General features: G+C 64.8%; 19 protein-coding genes and 1 pseudogene. 12 read left to right on the top strand and 8 right to left on the bottom strand.

Going from position 1 to position 19,644, the window contains the following annotated elements:
- Window positions 1-11: 11 nt before the first annotated feature.
- Window positions 12-887, top strand: a complete 876-nt coding sequence (locus tag NZK81_RS10430; protein ID WP_260046069.1) for an alpha/beta fold hydrolase — start codon at window positions 12-14, stop codon at window positions 885-887.
- 26 nt (window positions 888-913) lie between these two features.
- Here NZK81_RS10430 and NZK81_RS10425 read toward each other — a convergent pair whose 3' ends face one another.
- Window positions 914-1,699: a tyrosine-protein phosphatase gene (locus NZK81_RS10425; RefSeq protein WP_260046068.1), complete on the bottom strand. Its 786-nt coding sequence runs from the start codon at window positions 1,697-1,699 to the stop codon at window positions 914-916.
- A 69-nt stretch (window positions 1,700-1,768) separates the two neighbouring features.
- Between NZK81_RS10425 and NZK81_RS10420 the strand changes: the two genes are divergently transcribed.
- From NZK81_RS10420 to NZK81_RS10410, 3 genes are all read left to right on the top strand, one after another.
- On the top strand, window positions 1,769-2,878 hold the full coding sequence (locus tag NZK81_RS10420) for an HlyD family secretion protein (protein ID WP_260046067.1): 1,110 nt from the start codon (window positions 1,769-1,771) through the stop codon (window positions 2,876-2,878).
- 66 nt (window positions 2,879-2,944) lie between these two features.
- Window positions 2,945-4,438 (top strand): MDR family MFS transporter, encoded by a 1,494-nt coding sequence (locus NZK81_RS10415; RefSeq protein ID WP_260046066.1) that lies wholly within the window; start codon window positions 2,945-2,947, stop codon window positions 4,436-4,438.
- 1 nt (window position 4,439) lies between these two features.
- Window positions 4,440-5,897, top strand: a complete 1,458-nt coding sequence (locus tag NZK81_RS10410; RefSeq protein WP_260046065.1) for an efflux transporter outer membrane subunit — start codon at window positions 4,440-4,442, stop codon at window positions 5,895-5,897.
- A gap of 124 nt (window positions 5,898-6,021) precedes the next feature.
- On the opposite strand, the gene NZK81_RS10405 is transcribed toward NZK81_RS10410, so the two are convergent.
- Window positions 6,022-6,228: a hypothetical protein gene (locus NZK81_RS10405; protein WP_260046064.1), complete on the bottom strand. Its 207-nt coding sequence runs from the start codon at window positions 6,226-6,228 to the stop codon at window positions 6,022-6,024.
- A 535-nt stretch (window positions 6,229-6,763) separates the two neighbouring features.
- On the opposite strand from NZK81_RS10405, the gene NZK81_RS10400 reads away from it, so the two are divergent.
- The 4 genes from NZK81_RS10400 to NZK81_RS10385 all read left to right on the top strand — a co-directional run bounded on the left by NZK81_RS10400 (window position 6,764) and on the right by NZK81_RS10385 (window position 9,397).
- Window positions 6,764-7,144, top strand: coding sequence for a winged helix-turn-helix domain-containing protein (locus NZK81_RS10400; RefSeq protein WP_260046063.1), 381 nt, complete (start codon window positions 6,764-6,766; stop codon window positions 7,142-7,144).
- 142 nt (window positions 7,145-7,286) lie between these two features.
- Window positions 7,287-8,057, top strand: coding sequence for a molybdate ABC transporter substrate-binding protein (gene modA / locus NZK81_RS10395; protein WP_260046062.1), 771 nt, complete (start codon window positions 7,287-7,289; stop codon window positions 8,055-8,057).
- Between the two features lie 7 nt (window positions 8,058-8,064).
- On the top strand, window positions 8,065-8,766 hold the full coding sequence (gene modB / locus NZK81_RS10390) for a molybdate ABC transporter permease subunit (protein WP_260046061.1): 702 nt from the start codon (window positions 8,065-8,067) through the stop codon (window positions 8,764-8,766).
- Window positions 8,756-9,397 carry a molybdenum ABC transporter ATP-binding protein gene (locus tag NZK81_RS10385; RefSeq protein ID WP_260046060.1) on the top strand — a complete coding sequence of 214 codons (642 nt, stop codon included), beginning with the start codon at window positions 8,756-8,758 and terminating at the stop codon, window positions 9,395-9,397. Before modB ends, NZK81_RS10385 begins: the two co-directional genes overlap by 11 nt.
- A gap of 6 nt (window positions 9,398-9,403) precedes the next feature.
- Here NZK81_RS10385 and NZK81_RS10380 read toward each other — a convergent pair whose 3' ends face one another.
- Together NZK81_RS10380 and NZK81_RS10375 are read right to left on the bottom strand one after the other, a co-directional pair.
- A complete protein-coding gene (locus NZK81_RS10380) occupies window positions 9,404-9,718 on the bottom strand; it encodes a (2Fe-2S)-binding protein (protein ID WP_260046059.1) in 315 nt (104 codons plus the stop codon).
- Between the two features lie 20 nt (window positions 9,719-9,738).
- Window positions 9,739-10,938, bottom strand: coding sequence for a cytochrome P450 (locus NZK81_RS10375; protein WP_260046058.1), 1,200 nt, complete (start codon window positions 10,936-10,938; stop codon window positions 9,739-9,741).
- Window positions 10,939-11,164: 226 nt separating this feature from the next.
- On the opposite strand from NZK81_RS10375, the pseudogene ligD reads away from it, so the two are divergent.
- Window positions 11,165-12,058, top strand: a pseudogene (gene ligD / locus NZK81_RS10370) (non-homologous end-joining DNA ligase); the annotation flags it as partial.
- Here the strand turns inward: ligD and NZK81_RS10365 are convergent.
- Window positions 12,059-13,648, bottom strand: coding sequence for an amino acid ABC transporter ATP-binding/permease protein (locus NZK81_RS10365; protein ID WP_260046057.1), 1,590 nt, complete (start codon window positions 13,646-13,648; stop codon window positions 12,059-12,061).
- Window positions 13,648-15,141, bottom strand: a complete 1,494-nt coding sequence (locus NZK81_RS10360; RefSeq protein WP_328517072.1) for an ABC transporter ATP-binding protein/permease — start codon at window positions 15,139-15,141, stop codon at window positions 13,648-13,650. Before NZK81_RS10360 ends, NZK81_RS10365 begins: the two co-directional genes overlap by 1 nt.
- Window positions 15,142-15,395: 254 nt before the next feature.
- Between NZK81_RS10360 and NZK81_RS10355 the strand changes: the two genes are divergently transcribed.
- From NZK81_RS10355 to cydX, 3 genes are read left to right on the top strand one after another with little or no spacing between them, the layout of a single operon-like run.
- On the top strand, window positions 15,396-16,976 hold the full coding sequence (locus NZK81_RS10355) for a cytochrome ubiquinol oxidase subunit I (protein ID WP_260046056.1): 1,581 nt from the start codon (window positions 15,396-15,398) through the stop codon (window positions 16,974-16,976).
- A gap of 13 nt (window positions 16,977-16,989) precedes the next feature.
- Window positions 16,990-18,138, top strand: coding sequence for a cytochrome d ubiquinol oxidase subunit II (cydB, locus tag NZK81_RS10350; RefSeq protein ID WP_260046055.1), 1,149 nt, complete (start codon window positions 16,990-16,992; stop codon window positions 18,136-18,138).
- Between the two features lie 15 nt (window positions 18,139-18,153).
- Window positions 18,154-18,264, top strand: coding sequence for a cytochrome bd-I oxidase subunit CydX (cydX, locus tag NZK81_RS10345; protein ID WP_260046054.1), 111 nt, complete (start codon window positions 18,154-18,156; stop codon window positions 18,262-18,264).
- A gap of 51 nt (window positions 18,265-18,315) precedes the next feature.
- On the opposite strand, the gene NZK81_RS10340 is transcribed toward cydX, so the two are convergent.
- Window positions 18,316-19,182, bottom strand: coding sequence for a class I SAM-dependent methyltransferase (locus tag NZK81_RS10340; RefSeq protein WP_260046053.1), 867 nt, complete (start codon window positions 19,180-19,182; stop codon window positions 18,316-18,318).
- A gap of 17 nt (window positions 19,183-19,199) precedes the next feature.
- Window positions 19,200-19,637 carry a thioredoxin TrxC gene (gene trxC / locus NZK81_RS10335; RefSeq protein ID WP_260046052.1) on the bottom strand — a complete coding sequence of 146 codons (438 nt, stop codon included), beginning with the start codon at window positions 19,635-19,637 and terminating at the stop codon, window positions 19,200-19,202.
- Window positions 19,638-19,644: the final 7 nt, after the last annotated feature.

The following is a 19,644-nucleotide window of genomic DNA, read 5'->3' as shown; positions in this document are numbered from 1 at the left end:
CTTAAAGGGCCATGAAAACGCAACTCGGCCCCACCTCCAACCGCTTCATTTCGCAGCGCCTGCGCCTCAACTACGTCGATTGGGGCAACTCCGAGGCGCCGCCGCTGATTCTCCAGCATGGCGGCCGGGATCACTGCCGCAGCTGGGACTGGGTCGCCGAGGAACTGCGCCACGACTGGCATGTCATCTGCCCCGATCTGCGCGGGCACGGCGACAGCGAATGGTCACCCGAAGGCCATTACGGAATGGATGCGTTCGTCTATGACTTCGCGCAGCTTGTCCACACGCTCGGCGATGACAAGGTGACGATCATCGCCCATTCACTGGGCGGCAACATAGCGACGCGGTTCACCGGGCTCTACCCCGAGAAGGTCGAACGATTCGTCAATATCGAGGGGCTTGGCCCGCCCCCGCAGATCCGCCGGGAGATGGAGGAAAAAGGCATCGGCGAACGCCTGCGCCAGTGGATCGAGGACAAGCGCAAAGCCTCCGGCCGCGTGCCGCGCAAGTACGCCACCCGGCGCGACGCCTACCAGCGGATGAAGGAGGAAAACACGTTCCTCACCGACGAACAGGCCCGCCACCTCACCATCCACGGCGCCAGCCGCAACGAGGACGGCACCTGGAGCTGGAAGTTCGATAACTACCTGAACGTCTGGTCCGCATCCGACACTCCGACCGACGATATCATCCGCCTGTGGGAGGCCATCACCTGCCCCATGCTGCTGCTGTGGGGCAAGGACAGCTTCGCCTCCAGCCCCGCGCCGGACGGCCGCCTGGACCATTTCCCCACGGCAAAGCTGATCGAATACGAAAACGCCGGCCACTGGCTCCATCACGACCAGTTCGACCGGTTCATGGCCGACGTGAAGGCATTTCTGGGGTAAAAGCGCCGCCGGAAGGAACGGAAAACCTACTCCTCCACCAGCGCCGCGCGCAGTTTCTCGCGGGTCGTGCCGTCGAGACCCAGCGCCTCCTCGATATAAGCGTCGACCGAGCCATGGCGTTCCTCGATCGAGGCCAGGGCAGCCTGAAGGTATTCCGGCTCGACCCCCATGAGAACGCGCAACACGGCTTCGTCCAGTTGCCCGGTGATGGCGCGGATGGTCTCCGCGCCCGATGCAATGCGCGCCTCGGGATCACCGGCCGAGTTGGTGAGCAGGTAGTCTTCCATGACGTCGTCGCGGTGAACGCCCACGGCGAGATGAAGCATCGCGACCGCGATTCCGGTCCTGTCCTTGCCCGCCATGCAATTAACCAGGCAGGGACCGGCACCCTGCGCGAGGCGCGCAAGGTAGCTTCCGACCATGGCCTGAAGTTCCGGGCGAAAACAGATGGCATCGTAGTTGCGCAGCAGTCCCTCGCGCGTCGATTCCGGCGTGCGCTGCCGCGTCGCCTGGGCCGCGGCAAGATGCGGAGCATGCGTACGCACCGGATCTTCGCCAAAAAATACTGTCGCAGCAAAGCCTTGAGGACGACGACAGGGGTGTGACTGGCGCTCCTTGGTGGTCCTCAGATCGAACACGCTGGCAAGCCCCAGTCCGGCAATCGTTTCCAGATCCGAGTCGGTCGCGCCATGATGCTGGCCGGATCTCCAGAGCACGCCACGGCGCAGCCGCCCCCCGCCGCTCACGGGATAGCCCCCGCTGTCCCTGAAGTTGTGCACACCTTCCAGAGGAAGGACCCTTTCAGTTATCATCTCGATCTTCCTATTGCCGATAGTAGCTATGCTTAGTATCGGCATATAGCAGCCAACACAGGAAGTTTCATGAACGCTGAGAGCACCATTTCGGCAGATAGCGAGAACGACACCGTAACCCCGCCCCGCAAGCGCGGCCTGCGCACGATTCTGATGGTGGCGGGCCCCGCCCTGGTGCTTGCCGGAGCCGGCTGGTTCTACCTGACCGGTGGCCGCTACGAATCGACCGACAATGCCTCGCTGCAAACCGGGATGGTCGCGATCAGCCCGAGCGTCCCGGGAACGGTCGTGTCGGTCGAGGTGCGCGAGAACCAGACGGTGAAGAAGGGCGACGTCCTCTTCCGCATCAAGGCCGACAGCTACGAAGCAGCGGTCGCCGAGGCGGAAGCCGAACTTGCCAATGCGCGGACCGACGTCAGTTCGATGCAGGCCGACTACCGCGAGGCGCTTTCGCAGGTCAGCGCGGCCAAGGCCCGGTACGAACTCGCCACCAGCGAGGCGGCCCGGCAGAAGTCGCTGGTCGCGGAAGGCATTTCCTCGCAGGCCCAATACGACGAGGCTGTCACCGAGGCACGCACGGCGCGCGACAGCATCGCCGCTTCCGAGGCCAAGGCCGACAGCCTGCGCGCCGCCCTGTCCGGGGCGGTCCAGGGACCGATCGATTCGCAGCCGGACGTGCGCAAGGCAGCTTCGAAGGTGACGCAGGCCCGCATCAGTCTTTCCGATACCATCGTGCGCGCGCCGCAAGACGGCGTCGTCACCCGCGTCAACCAGCTTCAGCCGGGCAACTACGTAACGCCGGGGCGACCCGTCTTCATGCTCACCGGGCTGCACTACTGGGTCCAGGCCAATTTCAAGGAAAACCAGCTGCGCTACATGCGCGTGGGCCAGCCTGCCGAAATCGAAGTCGATGCCTTCCCCGATCATGCCCTGAAAGGCCATGTCGAGAGCTTCAGCCCGGGCACCGGATCCAGCTTCTCGGTGCTGCCGGCCGAGAATGCGACGGGCAACTGGGTCAAGGTCGTCCAACGCCTGCCCGTTCAGATCGCGATCGACGAAGCGCCCGCCGACCTGCCGCTCAGCGCAGGGCTGAGTGCCGGCGTCGAGGTCGATACCGGCCACAAGCGCCACATCTTCGGTCCGGATACGCCGCCCAGCACGCCGAGCCGGGCCAAGTAGGCGCGGCTCAAGGCCCCCGCGATGCCGTCGGTTATCCCCATCCAGTATCCGAGCAAGGCGCGACGGATGCTGATCACGATCCCGTCCATGATCGCCTCGACCATGGTGGCGGTGGACATTACCATCGCCAACGTGGCGTTGCCGCACATGCAGTCGAGCCTGTCGGCCTCGCAGGAGCAGGTGCTTTGGGTGCTTACGTCCTACCTCGTCGCCGGTGCCATCGCGACGCCGCTCAGCGGCTGGCTGGCGGGGCGCGTGGGACGCAAGAACGTGATGCTGTTCTCGGTGGGCGGGTTCACGCTGGCCTCGGCCTTCTGCGGCCTTTCCACCAGCCTGACGATGATCGTCCTTGCCCGTTTCCTGCAGGGCGCATGCGGCGCGGCCCTGATTCCACTCAGTCAGGCGATCCTGCTCGACATCAACCCGCCCGAAGAGCACGCCAAGGCCATGGCGATCTTCGCGCTGGGCTCGATGGCCGGGCCGATCATCGGCCCCACGCTCGGCGGCTACCTGACGGACACGCTGAGCTGGCGCTGGGTGTTCTTCATCAACGTGCCCTTCGGCATTCTCTCGTTCCTGGGCATGCTCGCGTTTCTGGTCCGCCGCCACAACCGGGAAGTGCCGCGCTTCGACCTGTTCGGCTTCCTCACCGTATCGGTCTCGCTGACGGCGCTGCAGCTCATTCTCGACCGGGGCGAGCACCTCGACTGGTGGGAATCCGGCGAGATCTGGATCTACACGCTGGTCCTGGCGATCGCGGGCTACCTCGCCATCGTGCACATGTTCACCGCCAAGGGGACCTTCATCCGTCCCGAACTGTTCCGCGACCGCAATTTCGCCATCGGATCGATCTTCAGCATGATGATCGGGATCGTCGCCTTCGCCACCATTCCGATGATCGTCGTGATGACGCAGTCGCTACTCGGCTATTCCGCGCTGCACACGGGCCTCGTGGGCCTGCCCCGCGCGTTCGGCACACTGGTGTCCATGGTGATCGTCACACGGCTGGTGGCTCTGCTGGACGTGCGCGTCATCATCATCTCGGGGCTGACGATCATGGGCACCAGCATGCTCATGTACTCGCACATGGATCTTTACGTGGACGAGCGGGCGCTTCTGGTGACCGGCTTCGTGCAGGGGTTCGGCAGCGGCTTGATCTTCGTCCCACTGTCCGTCGTGGTCTTTTCCACACTGGCCCCGAACCTTCGCAACGAAGGCGCCTCGATGTACGCGCTCACCCGCAATATCGGCAATGCGATCGGCATCTCGTTGCTCAACGTGCAGCTGGTTCGGGACATCGCAGCATCACGCAACGATCTCGTCCAGAACCTGCGGCCCGACAATCCCGCCGTTCTATATGCCCGACCGAACCTCGATTTCGGCTCGACCGAAGCGCTCGCACGCGTCAATGCCGAGATCATGCGCCAGGCTGCCATGGTCGGGAACGTTTCCATTTATCATCTTGTCTTTGCCCTTACCTTTGGCCTGATACCGCTGGTGCTTCTGCTGCGCGTCATCAAGATCAAGGCAGAGACAGCCACGCTTCCGATTGGGGAATAACATGCAGCGCACCGCCGCCACCCTCGTTCCGCTACTGGGTTCCTGCCTGCTCGCCGCAGGCTGCACGACCGTGGGCCCCGATTTCGCCCCGCCCGCCGCCCCCTCGGCGCAGACCGGATATGCCGACGATGGCGGCCAGCGCGCCACGCTGGCCGAGGGCCCCGAAGGGATGTGGTGGAAAGCCTTCGGATCGCCGCAGCTCAATGCCTTCGTCGCGCAGGCGCTGGCAGGCAACCACAGCCTCGCCGCCAGCAGGGCGACGCTTGAAAAGGCGCGCCAGCGGATCGCCGCGGTCGCCGGCAAGCGCCTGCCTCAGGTCGACGCCCAGGCCCGCGCGGAATACGAGCGCGTCAATCTCGCCGCCTTCGGTTTCGACGGCTTCGAGGGCGTCAATATCTCCAACCCCGAGTTCGATCTCTACACGGTCGGCGGCGGCATATCCTACGACCTCGACCTGTTCGGCAAGAATCGTCGGGCGTTGGAACAGGCCACAGCGCAAGCCGAGGCTCAGACCCGTGCAACCGAAGCCGCGCACCTCGTAATCGCCGGCCGGGTCGTCGTCCAGGTTCTGGCGATCGCCGCGTTCAACGACCGCATCGAGACCGAGCGCAAGCTGCTTTCGGAAGACGAGCGCAACGTCTCGCTGACCAAGGCCCGCCAGAACGCCGGAGCCGGCACGCTTGTCGAGGTACTGAGCGCGCAAGGACAACTCGCCGGCGACCGGGCCAGCCTGCCTGCGCTGGAACAGCAACTGGCGGAAGGCCGGGCGATGCTCGCGGTGCTGCTGGGGATCTCCCCTGCCGAACTGGAGCCGACAGACTTCACGCTGAACGACTTCGTGCTGCCCGCCAACGTCCCCGTCGCGCTGCCCTCCGCGCTCGTACACAAGCGGCCGGACATCCTTGAGGCCGAAGCCCGGCTGCATGCCTCGACCGCGGCGGTCGGCGTCGCGACGGCGGAACTCTATCCCGACATCACGCTGGGCGCTTCCGTCACCCAGTCCACGTCCGAACCAGACCGGATCACCAGCAGCAAGTTCAACGCGTTCGACATTTTCGCCGGCGTAACCGCACCGATCTTCCACGGCGGCACGCTCAAGGCCAACAAGCGCGGAGCGGAAGCCGAAGCCCGTGCCGCCGCCGCCCAGTACCAGCAAGTCGTGACCGAAGCTTTCGGGCAGGTTTCGAACCTGCTCTCCGCGCTCGACAGCGACAGCCGGGAACTCTCCGCAAGGCACGAGGCCGAACAGATCGCGGACCGCTCGCTCCATCTTTCCCGGCGCAGTTTCCAGGTCGGCAACAGCGGCATCCTGCAGGTTCTCGATGCGAGCCGGTCCTACCAGCGCGCCAAGCTTTCGCTGCTCGAAGCCCGAACCAGACAATACCAGAATGTCGCGCGGCTCTATGTCGCCACGGCTGGCGGATGGATCGGCGAATTGCCGCAGGACTCCGGCAGCTGATCGTCAGCGGCCGGCGGCTCGCCCCTGCTTGCTCAGAAGTATTGAAATTTTTCAGACACCCGCGCTGCGTGAAGACGCAACAAGCCTGTCCGGAAAACGGCGCGAAAGGCGGTTCGCAAACGGATCAGGACAGAAGGAAATATCCCAGCGCGGCCCAGCAGGCCACGCAAAGCAGGATTGCAACGACCAAGCCACGCGCATCGTGCTCGATCTCACCTTCGCGAGATCGTTGCGACGCATAGACCATCCCTGCAGTCTTGCTCCGATTGAGATCAACGCATCCTTCCAGCCGATTCTCAAACCGAACAATATTCTCGTCAGCGACCTTCATACAGCATCCTCGATTCACCGGGGTTGAACGGGATGCGCTGCATTTGCGCCTGATCCTGCCCATTCAAACCCGCGGGGCGCATCTCTTGATGTCGCATCCCGGTCCCAAGCTAACGGTGATTGTAACAGAATGATTCAAATCTAACCAGAACAACGTTGTTTGCACATTTAGGATTGCAAACGCCCAATATTTCAGAATTTTAATACTGCAACATGTAATTAAATTTCCACGAACTTCCCGAAGTGACAATTCCAGCTTTGTGATTGTGCGTCGCACAAGGCCTGTGCGGCCATAAATTCATACTAATGACAATAACTAGCAATCCGGCTCCGCCCCCTCTCTGCCGCAAGGCAGCATTGCCGGCCACGCGCTGCCCCCAGGCGCAGGGCCGGTCCGCATACAGCAGTTTTCCCCAAGTTTTCCCGACACATCCAGCGAACACCCCGGGGCTCGCGAATCAAGGAACGGCGCGCGGCATTGGAATGAAAGCGCGACGGGCTTGCTGAGCCCGCATGCCCGGCCTAGGTCTTTCGGCATGAACCTCAAACCGCAGCTCAAGATCAAGATCCAGATCCATTGTGGGGACGAGATTGCCATCGGGCCCGGCAAGGCGGACCTGCTCGACGCAATCCGCGAACACGGTTCGATCTCGGCCGCCGGTCGGGCCATGAACATGAGCTATCGCCGTGCGTGGTTGCTGGTCGATGCCATGAACCGGTGCTGGGACGCGCCGCTGGTGCACACCGCCCCGGGCCGGGCCAAAGGCAGCGGTGCACAGCTCACCCAGCTGGGAGAGCAGGTCCTGTCGCATTACCGCGCATTGCAGCAGACGCTCGAACATGCCGCGCAAAGCGAACACTACACAGCACTGGCGCAACAACTGCTGCCTGAACCGAAAATCAGCCAGAAAGCCTGAACGCGATTCCGACATCGCGATGACATCGCTGACCGCTCCATGTGGCACGGCCCAGCCGTGTTAGCAGGTGCAACAATTGCGGCTTGCCATCGGGCTTTATCAATATACAATTGGATATAATACTGGCTCGGAGGTTTCGGAAATGCGCAAGGTCCTTGTCCTGCTTATGGCAGCGCTGGCCATGCTGGCGGCGCCGGTTGTCGTAGCTGCGCGCGACAAGCAGGCGCCGCTGGTCCTTGCCGCGGCAAGTCTGCAGGAATCAATGAATGCCGCGGCCGATGCCTGGAGCGCGAAAGGCCATCCGCGGCCACGCATTTCCTTTGCCGGCTCCTCCGCGCTTGCCCGCCAGATCGAGGCCGGGGCACCGGCCGACCTGTTCGTTTCCGCCGATGAGCCCTGGATGGACGAACTGGAAGGCAAGAAGCTGCTGAAGGCGGGAACGCGGGTATCGTTCCTGCGCAATACGCTGGTTCTCATCGCCCCTCGGTCGAGCACGACGAAGCTGACGATCCGGCCCGGCATGCCACTCGCGAAAGCGCTGGGTTCCGGCCGCCTGTCGGTAGCGGACCCGGCCGGCGTCCCCGCCGGCATTTACGCGCAGCAGGCGCTGACCCGCCTCGATGTCTGGAACTCGGTGAAGACCAGACTGGCCCCGGTCGAGAACGTGCGCGCCGCGCTGGCACTGGTCAGCCGCGGCGCGGCCCCGCTCGGGATCGTCTATGGCACCGATGCCCGGGCCGATCCCAGCGTAAGGGTGGTCGGCATGTTCCCACAGACCAGCCACGATCCGATCAGCTATCCCGTCGCTCTACTTGCCGCCTCGAAGAACCCCGAGGCGGAGGGTTTTCGCCGCTTCCTGATCTCCGGCGAGGGCAAGGCGGTCTTCCGCCGCTTCGGCTTCGGCACGAAATAGGCCGGACGTGGGGGGACTTTCGCCTGCGGAATGGGAGGTCCTGCTCCTCTCGCTCAAGGTGAGCGGAGTAGCCATCGCCGCGGTCCTGCCCCTGGCATTCGCGCTCGCATGGATGCTGGCGCGGTGGCGGTTTCCCGGCAAAGTCCTGCTCGACGCGGTGGTGCACCTGCCACTGGTGCTGCCCCCGGTGGTAACGGGCTGGCTGCTGCTGCTCACGTTTGGCACCAACGCCCCGCTCGGCCACTTCCTGGTGCGGACGGTCGGCATCACCTTCCTGTTCCGCTGGACCGGCGCCGCACTGGCCGCCGCGGTCATGGCCCTGCCCCTGATGGTACGCGCGATGCGCCTCTCGCTCGAAACGGTGGACCGGCGGCTGGAAAGCGCCGCCCGCACGCTCGGCGCGGGGCCCTTGCGCACCTTCCTGACCGTCACGCTGCCTCTCGCCACGCCGGGGATAATGGCGGCACTGGTCCTCGGCCTTGCCCGCTCGGTCGGGGAGTTCGGAGCGACCATAACCTTCGCATCGAACATTCCCGGCGAAACGCAGACATTGCCGCTCGCGATCTACAGCGCCCTGCAACTTCCCGGGTCGGAATGGCAGGTGGCCCGGCTTGCAGGGCTCTCCGTACTCCTGTCGGTCGGCGCTCTGATGCTCTCCGAGTGGCTCGCGCGCCGCAGCGGCCATGGAAAGGGCGGCCATGTCCTTTGACATCGCCGTGACCCTCCACCGCGGAAATTCCCGCATGACCTACGAATTCACCACGGGCCCCGGTCTTACCGCGCTGTTCGGCCCATCCGGCGCGGGCAAGACCAGTCTGCTCGATGCCGTCGCCGGGCTCGTCCGCCCGGTGGAAGGGCACATTGCCGTTTCGGGGACCGTGCTGTTCGACCGGGCCGAGGGGATCAATCTCAAGCCGGAAAAGCGGCGCTGCGGGTATGCATTCCAGGATCTGCGCCTGTTTCCCCACCGTACCGTGCGCGACAACCTGCTCTATGGCTGGAAGCTCGTCCGACCGGAGGAGCGCTGGCTTTCCGTCGACCTCGCGCTCGATTTCCTCGGCATCGGCCACCTGCTCGATCGCATGCCCTCCACGCTCTCGGGCGGCGAGGCACAGCGGGTAGCGATCGGCCGCGCCCTTCTCTCAGCGCCGCGCTTCCTGCTGATGGACGAGCCCCTCGCCTCGGTCGACGCCAACCGGCGCGAGGAAATCCTGAGCCTGATCGAACGCATTCGCGACGAACTCGAATTGCCCATCCTCTATGTGAGCCACGACCGCGCCGAGGTCGAGCGCCTCGCCCACCGGATCATTCCCGTCGAGCCGCCCTCTTCGCAGGCCTGAACGGCCTCAGCTCTGCGATTCCGGCGTGCGCACCACGAGTCCTTCCAGATCGGTCGTCACGGGGATCTGGCATGACAAGCGGACACCCGGATCACTGTCGCCGCTGGCCTCGATCATCGGCTCCTCGATCTCGGTTACCGGTCCCGTGACCTTGCGCCAGACCGGATCGACATGGACCCGGCAGGTCCCGCAATAGGCATTACCCCCGCAGATCGCCTCGATCGCCTCGACGCCATTGGCAACCGCATTTTCCATCAGCGACATGCCGCAGGTCGCATCGATTGTCTGCTCGCTGCCATCAATGGCGATAAAACGGACCATGACCATGGAATGCTCCCGTTTCAGGCCGGATCGCAGGCCACGACGGCTCCGCGCAGTTCGTAGCCCTGGATTTGCGGGTTCCAGAGCACGTCGGGTACGGATTCGAGCCGGATACCCGGCAACCGGAAAAGCCGGTCCAGGAATACGCGCGTCTCATGCAGCGCGACTTGCGCGCCCGGGCAGCGATGCGGCCCGTCGCCGAAGCTCATGTAAGGACCGATGACCTTCATCCGTCTGGCGCGATCAGGGTCGAGTTCATACGGACAGGGCCCGGTAATAGCCTCGTCAGTGTTCGCCTCCCGGATCGAGACGCAGACCGCCTCCCCGTCTTGCATCGCCGCGCCGTGCTCCCCTTCAACGGGTTCTACCGCGCGGCGGTGAAGCAGCGAGGCGACGGGCTCCAGGCGGAGGATTTCCTCTAGGATAGCAAACTGGTCCGTTTCGTCACCGGTGAGGAAGCGCTCGCGCAAGGCCGGCTTCTCGAACAAGTGCCATGCAGCCATGACGATGAACTCACGCGTGGTCATCATCCCTGCCCCGCCATAGCTGAGGCATTCCATGATCATGCCCTTCTTCGAATAGTTCTCTTTCACCATGTGGGAAATGACGTCGTCCCTGAGCTGCTTGCGGCGTGCCTCTATCGCCGGCGCAAGGTCGTGCTTCCAGAAGCGCCCGACACGCACCATCATCTTCGCATTGAACAGCAGGGTATTGAAGAAGCCCGGCCTGCGCGACACGGATGAATCGAGAACCGCCTTCACGCGCCCCGCCAGGCTGGCATTGCTGTCGCTTTCCGTGAGACCGACGATCTCGGCCGCGACATCGACGGCCATCTGCCAGCTCAACTCGTCGAGCGGCGCCGAACCGCGCCTTTGCAGGTCGGCCACGATCGCATCCATCGTCCTGTCCATCACCGCCCGATGGCGCGTGACGATCGTCTTGGGCGCGAACAGCCCGGCGACCGCCGCGCGGCGCTTGCGATGGAGATCGCCATCCAGGAAAAAGAACGAGATTTCCTCCGGCTTGCTGAGGTCTACGGCCTCCGCACTGGCACCGGCCTGCCGCACCTTGGGCGAACGCAGGATGTCACGCCCGGCCGCGAATGAAGACACGACGCGGGCGCCGGCCATGGGCGTGAGATTGGTCTCGGCGACTTTCGCACTCTTGCGATCATCCCTACCGTGATGGACCGGGCAACCCGTGGCAGGTGCAGTGGACATGCGAGAACTCTCCCAACTCCGGCCCATTTCGGGCATGCGTTTATTTATGATCCACTATATATCATTAACAGGTGCAAGCAATGTGAAATTCCGTTGGGCCCGCCCGGCGCCGGGACGAGAGCCCTCCTGATCCTTCCCGGGAATCATAGTACCATTCCCCCGGAACGGCGCTGGCAAGCCCCGACTCGCACATGAAAGGCAGGGATTAACGATGGAGGCAGGCAAACCCGAGACCGCGCCCGTCCCGCCGACCGACGTCGAGGTCAGCCACCGAGACCGCGTGATCTTTCCCGACAGCGGGCAGACCAAAGGTGATCTGGCCGACTACTACGCGGCAATCGCTCCGCTCATGTTGCCATTTGCCACCAACCGCCCGATCAGCCTCGTCCGCTGTCCGCAGGGACAGGAGAAGGCATGCTTCTTCCAGAAGCACGACAACGGCAGTTTCGGGCCGCACGTCTCGCACGTCCCGATCCGCGAGAAGGATGGTGCCACAAAGCCCTATCTCTACGTGACGGATCGGCAGGGGCTGATCGCCTGCGTGCAGATGGGCACGATCGAATTCCACGGCTGGGGTGCCAGAGCCGACGATGTGGACCGGCCAGACCGGATGATCTTCGACCTCGACCCGGACGAAGGGATCGATTTCACCGAATGCACAAGGGCCGCGCGGGACATTCAGGCAAGGCTGGCGGATCTCGGCCTTGCGAGTTTCCCGATGCTTACAGGCGGCAAGGGCATGCACGTGGTCGTTCCCCTGCGGCGCGGGCACGGATGGGAAGCGCACGGCACTTTCGCAAAGCAGTTCGCCGAGACCATGAGCCGGGCCGAGCCCGATCGCTTTGTCGCGACAAGCAGCAAGGCCAGACGCAAGGGTCGCATCTTCATCGACTGGCTGCGCAACCAGCGCGGCAATACCGCAGTCCTGCCCTATTCGACCCGTGCGCGGGCCGGAGCGCCCGTTGCCGTACCGATCGCATGGGACGAACTGGATGCGATGGAGAATGCGCATCCCTATTCGATCGATGATGCCGACGCGCTGCTCGAACACGCCAAATCACTGGAAGGATGGGGCTGCGCAGAACAGTCCCTGCCCGAGCCTTCGGATGCCGACGCCTAGCTAAAGCGCAAAGGTGCTCGCGGCCAATCCACGCAGCCCCTCCCGGTGGCTGACAAGGATCAGCCCGGTGCCGGTCCGGTCGAGCCAGGCGCTCAGGTTCGCCGCCAATTGCCGTTCCGTCGCGCTGTCGAGCCCTTCGCTCGGCTCGTCGAGCACCAGCCAGGGCCGGCCCGCAAGCAGGGCACGTGCCAGCGACAGACGCTTGCGCTGCCCGCCCGACAGGCGCGCGCCATCGCCACCCAGCCATTGATCGAGCCCCTGCGGCAGCGCGCGCACGGTCTCGGCAAGGCATGCGGTTTCCAGAGCATCCCAGATCTCGGCATCGGTCACCCCCGGACGGGCAAGGCGCAGGTTGTCCGCTACCGTCCCGGCAATCAATGCCGCATCCTGCGGCGCGCTGGCGAAGAGACGGCGCAGGCTTTCCAGGCCCAGTTCACGCACTTCGATCGTGCCGACATGGATGCGCTGCGGCGCATCCTCGCGCAGCCCCAGAAGAGTGCCGAGCAGCCGGGACTTGCCGGCGCCCGAAGGTCCGCCGATCAGCAGCCTGCCCGCCGGCTCCAGCACGACTTCCCTTTCGCCGGACGAGAAGCTGACAGGTTCCGCCGCAAGCCGGACGATGTCGTCATGATGGGGTGGCCGGGGTTGCAGCGAGGCCATATCCTCCAGACGCTCCATCGCGTCATCGACGCGCGGCCGCTGCATGTCGGTGCGCACGAGGCCCGACCAGGCCTCCGCCGCTGCCGCACCGGCCAGCGCCGCCGCAGCGGCGAGCGGCGCACCGCCATTCGCCAGGGCCAGAACAGCGGCAACGGTGAACGCCGCCAGAACCATTTGCGCCCCCTGCACCACTGCCTCGTGACGCACGATGGCAAGACGCGCGGCTTCCAGATCATCCACGTCTGCAGCCATGGCATCGACGATCCGGGGGACCAGTCGATAGACCGCGATCTCGGCCCCGCAGGCTGCGTATTCGGCATAGCCGGCCTTGAGGCGCGTCATCGCATCGGCGCGCCGCTGGACGTGCGCGGTGACAAGCCTTGCGGAAAGGCCACGCGAGGCGAGCCGCATAGCGGCAAGACCGACAAGCAACGCCACCGCCGACCAGGGCCCGGCCAGAATCCCGGCGACAAGCCCCGTAGCGGCTCCGGCCAGAGCGCCCGGCAGCGTGACGCGGCGTACGACGGCATCCTCGAGCGCGTCGACATCGGAGCCGAGTTGCGCCGCCACTTCGCCGCTCGGGCGAGAGAACACCATGCCCGGTTCGGCCGCCGCCAGCCGGGCAAACAAGGCCGGGCGCACGTCGGCAAGCGCAAAGAACGCCGCGCGGTGGCTGAACAGACGCTCTCCATAGCGACCCAGCGTTCGAATGACAGCGAAGGCGCGGATACCGGCGCTGGGTAACAGGTAGTTGAACCCGCGCGCGGCAGCTATCCCGGACGCACCGGCAATGGCGGCTCCTGTCAGGAACCAGCCGGAAACCGCCAGCAGGCCGACGCCAGCGACGGCGGCCAGCATGGCAAGCAGGATCGCCACCCAGGTGGCGCGGCGCTGACGCCGGCTCGCATCATGGAGCAGTTGCGCGATCATCACAGCCCCACCACGCTGGCACAGCGTGAGACAAGCGCGGGATCGTGCGTAGCCGCGATCACCAGCCGGTCACGCGCGACCGCCTCCAGCAGATCGCCTACCCGCCGGGCTGTCTCGCCATCGAGATCGGCGGTCGGTTCGTCGAGCAGCAGGATCGGCCGTCCCGACGCAATCGCGCGGACCAGACCGATACGCCGCCTCTCACCGCCCGAGAGCCCGGATCCACGCGGATCTATGACCAGATCCAGCCCGCGCTGTCCGACCAGATCCGACAGGCCGCAGGCGTCGAGAAGAGACAGCACGTCGGCGCCTTCATCGCCTGCACCGAGCAGGAGGTTTTCGCCGAGCGTGCCGGGCAGCAGCAGCGGGCGCTGCCCTGCCCATCCGATCATCCCGGCAAGCGAAGCCGGCGCCACCTCCTCGCCATTCAGCTTCACCACGCCCGACAGGGCCGGTGCCATGCCGATCAGGGCATGAAGCAGCGAGGACTTGCCCGCCCCGGTAGCCCCCGTCAGCGCGTGCAGGCCCGGCCCCTGCCACTCGGCTCTGAACGGCCCGATGCGGTTGCCGTCCGCATAAGTCACTTCCAGGTGTTCGGCGGCGAGACTGCGCACCGGCATCATCGGCATCGCTGACGGCCCAGGACGCGCCCCCGCCTGCTTCAACGCTTCCGTGACGCTCGCCTCGGCCGCTTCGCCTTGCTGCTTGTCATGATAGGCCGCGGCCATCCGGCGCATCCCCAGGTAGAACTCGGGCGCCAGCGCCAGGGCAAAGAAGGCCCGGCCCAGCGTCAGCGCCTCGGGCGCAGGAAAGGGCAGCAGGCCCAGCAACGAAAAACCGCAATAGACCGCCACCAAGGCCACCGAAAGCGCCGCGAAGAACTCCAGGACGGCGCTCGACAGGAAAGCGATGCGCAGCACCTGCATCGTGCGTTCCGCCACCTCGCGCGCAGCCTCGCCGATCTGGCGGGTCACACGATCTTCCGCGCCGAAGGCCAGCACGACCGGCAGTGTCGCCACGCGGTCGACGAACAACCCCGAGAGCCGCGAAAGCGCCAAGAGCTGGCGTTCGGCCTCGGCCTTTCCGGCCAGTCCCGCAAAGGCCATGCCCACCCCGAAAGGCAAGAGCGTCACGATCATGATGAGCGCGCTGACCCAGCTGGCAAAACCAACCACGAACGCGATCAGGAGCGGCGAAAGCACGGCCGCGAGCTTGAGTGGGCCAAAGCGCGCGACAAGCCCCTCGTAGGCTTCGACATCATCGATCGCGACATGCAGATCCTCGCCGACGAGCTTGCCCCGCACCGGTCCGGTGGGCAGCAGCGCACCGATCAGCCTCGTCCGCATGGCCCGTTTGACGCCGATCGCCTCGCGCTGGCCGGCGATGCCTGCCATGCCCTGCGTCGCCGCGCGCAACACACCGCTGAACACGATGCCGGCGAGAAGCACGGGCATCGACCCCGGCGCCCTGCCCTGCGCGGCCCAATCACCCAGCAGGAGCGCAAGGCATCCGGCAAAGAGAATGGCGCCCCCGGTATCGGCAAGCCACCAGAGGGCGGCTGCCCCTATTTTGCGTCGCTCACGCGCAGGAACGGGAACTGAATCGAGAGATACGGATTGTGTGAGAGACATTTAAACCCAAGGGGCGTTGACTACATTAACGGTTTCTAATATTCGGCGGCCGTTAACCGACGGGGCCCAGTGAGTCGAGTCCCGCCTCCCGCTTCATACGCGACAGGAGCATGCTCATGGACATGGCGGTTGTCGAGCTTTCACGGCTGCAATTCGCGCTCACAGCGATGTACCACTTCCTTTTCGTACCCCTGACTCTGGGCCTTTCCTTCCTTCTTGTCATCATGGAGAGCATCTATGTGATGACCGGCAAGGAGATCTGGCGCACGATCACGCGCTTCTGGGGGAAACTGTTCGGCATCAACTTCGTGCTCGGCGTTGCCACCGGCATCACGATGGAGTTCGAGTTCGGCACGAACTGGGCCTATTACTCGCACTACGTGGGTGACATCTTCGGTGCGCCGCTGGCGATCGAGGGCCTCATGGCGTTCTTCCTCGAAGCAACGTTCGTCGGCCTCATGTTCTTCGGCTGGGATCGGCTCTCGAAGGTCGCGCACCTGGGCGTGACGTTCTGCGTGGCGCTCGGCTCCAACCTTTCGGCCTTGTGGATTCTCATCGCCAACGGCTGGATGCAGAACCCGACCGGCTCCGCCTTCAATCCCGAGACGATGCGCATGGAAGTGACCGATTTCTATTCGGTCCTGTTCAACCCCGTGGCGCAGGCCAAGTTCGTCCACACCGTCAGCGCAGGCTACGTGTGCGCCTCGTTGTTCGTACTGGGCGTTTCGGCGCTGTACCTGCTGCGCGGCAAGTGGACCAACGTGGCGCGCCGCTCGATGATGGTTGCCGCCGCCTTCGGCCTGGCCTCCTCGCTTTCGGTCGTCGTGCTCGGTGACGAGTCGGGCTATGCCCTCACCGACAACCAGAAGATGAAGCTCGCCGCTATCGAGGGCATGTGGCACACCGAAGAGGCGCCTGCCGGCCTTGCGATCTTCGGCATTCCTGACCGCGACCTTCAGGAAACGCTCTACGAGATCAAGATCCCCTACGTTCTGGGGCTGATTTCCACGCGCAGCCTGACCGGCGAAGTCATGGGCATCAACGACCTCGTCCTCAAGGCGGACGAGCGCATCCGCAGCGGCCTCGTCGCCTATGACGCAGTGGAGAAGCTGAAGGCCGACCGCACAGATGCCTCCGCGCGCGAGGATTTCGAGATTCACAAGCGCGATCTCGGCTACGCCATGCTGCTCAAGCGCTATGTCGCCGATCCGCGCCAGGCCACCAACGAGCAGATCCTGATGGCGGCAAAGGACACCATCCCGAACGTGCCGGTGATGTTCTGGCTGTTCCGCATGATGGCCGGCCTGGGCTTCTTCTTCATCGCCTTCTTCGCGCTGGCTTTCTACTGCGCCTCCGTCTGTCAGTTCAACAAGCGGTGGTTCCTCAAGGTTGCCGTCGCGATCATGCCCCTGCCCTGGATTGCCATCGAAGGCGGCTGGGTTCTCGCCGAAATCGGGCGCCAGCCCTGGGCGGTGGAAGGCGTGCTGCCGACGTTCCTCGGCGCTTCCTCGCTGAGCCTCAGCCAGATCTGGACGACGATCATCGGCTTCACCCTGCTCTACGGCACCCTGGCTTTCATCGAAATCAGGCTGATGATCGCCACGATCCGCAAGGGGCCTGTCGAACATCATGCACCGCCAGCCGATGGCGGGATGCAGCAAAGCAATGCGGGCTTCGCCCCGCTTCCGGCGGAATAAGGGAGGTCGCGAGATGGAAATCCCCCTCGACTATGAAACCCTGCGGATGATCTGGTGGGCCCTGCTGGGCGTGCTCCTCATCGGCTTTACGCTGACCGATGGCTACGATCTCGGCGTGGCGACGCTGCTTCCCTTCATCGGGAAGACGGACGAGGAACGCCGACTGACCATCAACTCGATCGCCGCGCACTGGGAAGGCCACCAGGTGTGGTTCATTCTGGGCGGCGGCGCGATCTTCGCGGCATGGCCTTTCGTCTATGCCGTGAGCTTCTCCGGCTTCTATCTGGCCATGTTCCTGGTGCTGGCCGCGCTGATCCTGAGGCCGGTCGGCTTCAAGTATCGCTCGAAGCGCCCCGATCCCGCATGGCGCAGCCGCTGGGACTGGGCGCTGTTCATCGGCGGCTTCGTGCCCGCTCTGGTCTTCGGCGTGGCCGTGGGCAACGTCCTGCAGGGCCTGCCCTTCCGCCTCGATAGCGATCTGCGGACCTTCTACGAAGGCAGCCTGCTGGGGCTCTTCTCGCCCTTCGCGCTGATGACCGGCCTGCTCTCCGTCGCCATGGTCGTCATGCACGGCGCCGGCTTCCTTGCGGTGAAGATCGAGGAAGGCCCGGTTCTCGAACGGGCTCGCCGTATCGGCGGTGTCGCGGCGATGGCCTCCATCGTCCTGTTCGTCCTGGGCGGCGTATGGGTCGCCATGGGATCGATGGGCTTTCGCATCGACGGCCTGGTCGATCCGCAAGGACCGTCGAACCCGCACTACGCGCAGACCGTGGCCGCTCCCGGCGCATGGCTGGACAACTATGGCAAGCATGCCTGGATGCTGCTGGCCCCGATCATGGGACTTGCAGGCCCGGTGCTGGCGCTGATCGGCATCCGCCGTCGCAGCCACGTGCTCAACCTGGCCGGTTCGTCGATGGCCACGACCGGCATCATTGCGACGGTCGGGCTGTCGATGTTCCCCTTCATCCTGCCCAGCTCGATCGACGCGCAGTCCAGCCTGACGGCATGGAACGCCTCGTCGAGCCACCTCACGCTGTGGATCATGCTGCTTGTCACGCTGATCTTCTTGCCGCTCGTGCTGGCCTACACCGCGTGGGTGATGAAGGTTCTGTTCGGTCGGGTGACGATCGAGCAGGTTCGCACCAACCCCGACTTCTACTGACAAGGATCGAGACCGATGTGGTACTTCTCCTGGATTCTCGGCCTGGGCCTGGCAGTCGCCTTCGGCATCATCAACGGCATGTGGCACGAGTTCCGCTCGCCGATGGATGACGATCCCAACATATAGGACGAAAGTGAGGCTGGAGGCCGCCCGAACGGCGGCCTCCACGCCGAAGCGTCAGGCCCGGGCGGAGACCAGCCAGGCGCAATAACCCATCATCACGCCCTCACCGGGCCGGAAGTGATGGTCGTACAAGGCAGTCAGGTCGCGCGCGGCGGCCGCCTGCACATCCTGCGGATAGTCCAGCAGGACCTGTCCGAAAGCCATGGCATTGCGCGCGAAGGCTTGCGCTTCTTCCGCCGTGGCGCCGTGCCCCCCGACGGGAAGTTCGCCTGCCGCCGCGCCGATATCGACCTGCCTGAAACCGGCTCCGTCCAGAACCTCGCGCAGATATTCAAGATCCTCGAAAGCGAAGGGGCCGGGCGCACGGGGAACCGGCGCCGGCATCTCCACATGCCGGCGCGCTATGGCCATGCCCTCCAGCATCCAGGGGTTTTCCGCAGGAGGTCCCCAGACGGCAAGGTCAATCCGGCCGCCGGACCTGAGCAAAGAGCGCAAGTTCGTAAAGGCAGCCACGGGCTCAGCAAAGAACATGCTGCCGAAACGCGAGACAAGCCGGTCGTAGGGCGCCTCCGCCAGCGTCACGCAAGCGGCATCGGCACAGAGGAAACGCGCATTCCCGGCCCCCGCCTGCCGCGCACGGCGCGAAGCCGCCTCGGTCAAGTCCGGCGAGATGTCCAGTCCCAGAACGCAGCCGTCCGGTCCCACTGCCTCGGCGATGGCCATGGTAGTCGCACCACCGCCGCAGCCCAGGTCGATCACCCGCTCGCCGGGCGCGAAAGCCGCGCGGGCAAGCAGGGCTTCGCCGGCCGGGGCGATCGTTCCTTCGAACCCCTTGAGATTGGCCAGCCATCGCGCCCCCATCTCTCCGCCCCAGTCCTCGTATTTGAGAGCGTCTGCATGGGGATGCGTTTCGTCTATCATGTCTCTTGTTCCGTTTCTCAGCCCAGCGCCTGGCGTACCCAGCCGACGATGGCATTCTTCGGCATGGCGCCCGACTGGCGCGCGATTTCACGCCCTCCCGAAATCAGGATCATCGTCGGGATCGAGCGAATGCCATAGCGGCCGGCGATAGCCTGCTCCGCCTCGGTATCGAGCTTGCCGAGCCGGACCAGCGGCTCCAGATCGGCTGCGGCTGCCTCGAACTGCGGTGCCATCTGGCGGCACGGGCCGCACCACGCAGCCCAGAAATCGACGAGCAGCGGAATGCCGCTGCGTGCCGCATGGGCATCGAAGTTGGCTGCGGTGAGCGTTACCGGATGGCCGGCGAAGAGCGGGGCGCCGCAACGTCCGCACTTGCCGCCCTGCGCCAGCCTTTCACGCGGCACGCGGTTAAGCGACGCACAGGACGGGCACGCGATGATCACCGGATCAGCCATTCTCTCG

It is taken from the genome of Novosphingobium mangrovisedimenti (genome assembly GCF_025153475.1).
Classification (GTDB): Bacteria; Pseudomonadota; Alphaproteobacteria; order Sphingomonadales; family Sphingomonadaceae; genus Novosphingobium; species Novosphingobium mangrovi_A.
Note: the sequence above shows the minus strand (reverse complement) of the source record. Positions and strands in the feature narration are given on the sequence as shown.